This is a genomic window from Bartonella sp. AA86SXKL (genome assembly GCF_042196885.1).
Window position 1 is genome coordinate 1 of record NZ_JBHIRE010000059.1, and the last position, 2,692, is coordinate 2,692.

Sequence of the window (2,692 nt, forward strand, 5' to 3'; positions counted from 1 at the left end):
TCGACAACATCAACCACCCCTTTGCCTGAAAAAAAATTCGCACCCCTTGCACCAAAAGTGATCTCCCCACCTTTCACCACAAAACCTTTCAAAAAACCAGAAACATCAATTTCTGGAACACCGGTGGTTAATGTCGCATGGGGCGTATTGATAAACCCACAACCATCACAGCTTATGCCATTGGGGTTGGCTATAATCACATCGGCTTGTTTTCCAAAAACTTCTCCTGGGCCATTCAACGCACTGCGTTTTCCGCTTGTTACTTCATTTAAAATAACCTTCGCTGAACCAGAAAAACGCAAACGTGGATTGCCAGGCATAATGCCCCCCAATTGCGACTGTCCCACTTCTTGCGCATGATTGTTCCAAATCACACCTACATGGCCAATATTAAAATCATCATATTTATTGTGCGATAAACCGCTGCTGTTGGGGGTAACAATATCAATGGAAGGAACCCCATTGGGGGCTGCCACAATATCTGGACGATGGGCAGAATTCGCCTTCGCATCAACAGAAATTTGCGCCTGTAACGCTGAAGGTGCTAACAAACAAGAAAAACCAAGCCCCCAAAATAAAACCTTCTTGAGCATCGTACTAGAGACTAAAACACCTAATAAAGTCGCTCTTTGTTCTCTCTTCTCATATCTCATGCTTGTACTCGCCATCACTATCCTTAAAGATCCATTGTTAATGTCATTAAAAACGTGCCTGACTTCTTGTGCTTAATCGTGCTCCAGAAAATACTGGAATAACTAGCATCAAGAGAAACCATCCCCCCTGAAAGCTTGACACCTGCTGTCCAACCAGCAAGCTGTTCATGCGTAAAACCATACAAAGCTTGCGAAAAAACACGACCATAGTCCAAACCAACAAAGGGGCGAAGTTCACCAAAAACCTTTTTGAGCGTCGCGTTATTGCTCCACCAAATGGTGCGCAGAAACAGCTCATTACGGATAAAAAAACCGTTATTGCCAAAAATCAAACTCTCGCGCGTGCCTCGAACATTGGAAGCACCTCCCAACGAAATCTGCTCTGCACCCAATAAATTATGCGGTGAATATTGACCACTCAAAAGATTGCTCAATAGAAAATTCCACTCACCAACCTTAAAGGGTGTCATAACGCTGAGTGTGCCGGTAAATTTTGCAAATTGAGGCTCCGCATCCCCCGCTCCTGGAACATGTTTCTTTACAGATTGAAATAAAGGAAGTCCTTGCAAATAACTCACATCAAAGCTCCATGTGCCCCCAAACATCTGGCGAGTATGCAAAATGCCAAAATTAGCTACACTATATTGACGGCTCCCAACCTCTATCTTATTGCCAAGAAGGTAGTTGTTGCTCCTTTTATAGGAAAGACCCACATTCAAAATTGTCAGGGAAACACTATCACGATGAAAAACCCTGCTTGTACTGGCATGTAATTCACTCGAATCCCCCGTCGTCTCAATATCGGTAAAATTGCCAGGAAGAATACTTTGATAATTATAAGCATAGCCATTTAAACCAAAGCTCCAATAACCATAGGGAATGCTCACACTCGCTGAAATGTTATTGCTATGGCCCTCTTGTGTGCTCCCACCCCAATAATCTGATTGACTGCGTTGATAGCTAAAATTCCACGCATCATTGAAACCTAAAATATTTTCTAACGTTAAGCCCGCTTTATAACGCGCATAACCCGTGGAAGATTGTCCCATATTGTCATGAGAAACACCAACCTTGAAAGCTTTACTAGGCCGATTGTTAATATTCACAATGGTGCTACCATCTTCACGACCCGGGAGAAGTTCGCTTTGAGCGTGCCCCGAAAAAAGCCTGTTGATTTGATCAAGCCCCTGTTCAATATCGCGCATATTCAGAATATGCCCTTTCAAACCCGGAAAAGCACTCCAGACAACATAATTATGAGAAGAAGCTGGTAAACCATTGTAATAAATATCCGAAAGCTTGCCCTCAACCACAACAAGTTTGAGCGCCTTGCTGCTTTTGATATCCTGATCTGGGATATAAAAACGCGCCGTGATATAGCCTTGATCCAAATAAATCTGGGTTAACTGCTTGATTAAAAACTGGATATCAGAAAGACCTATACATCTTCCAACATAAGGACCTGTTACAGCTGCTATAGAACTCTTCTTGAGATGATAAACCCCATCAACAATAATATCATGAATTGGAAAGCAGTACCCACTCCCCCAAAGTGCTCTCGGCTTTCCTTCAAAAGGCCTTGTCATGCCTTTAGGCGTTAAAGCACGTAAATTCTCAATGCTTTCTAATTGCTGCTTCTCTGAATATCCGCGAGAAAAATTCTCCGTTGGAGAATGTGGGGATAAAACAGAAAAAGACCGACCATAAACCATTACGCCATGAAACAAGTCATATAACACTAAAATGGCAAGAAAAATTCTCAAAAGAGAACTTTGGCGTAAAAAGATGAATAACAATACAAATTGCCCCCGCTTTGCACCATTCATGAAGCATTGTTTAAAAGAACTTCATGAACCTCTAACAATACCACTCAAAACAGCCACGACCCTATGACGCTTTTAACAAAAGCACATGCCGTAACCAAAGAAAAGTGATACCCAAAAACTGCTTTATTTAAATTGCTGAAAGTTTCTCCCCCACATTCATATAAAAAGACCCCTAACCAAAACTGTTTAGCTCGTCAATGCTTAATACCTCAA

At 42.0% G+C, this 2,692-nt stretch carries 2 protein-coding genes; both read right to left on the minus strand.

Features of this window, described 5'->3' with window-relative positions; translation table 11 throughout:
* The coding region (locus ACFIO5_RS09580; protein WP_375705281.1) for a two-partner secretion domain-containing protein at positions 1 to 653 on the minus strand (653 nt) is incomplete at its 3' end.
* 23 nt (positions 654 to 676) lie between these two features.
* Positions 677 to 2,479 (minus strand): ShlB/FhaC/HecB family hemolysin secretion/activation protein, encoded by a 1,803-nt coding sequence (locus ACFIO5_RS09585; RefSeq protein WP_375705282.1) that lies wholly within the window; start codon positions 2,477 to 2,479, stop codon positions 677 to 679.
* Positions 2,480 to 2,692 lie beyond the last annotated feature (213 nt).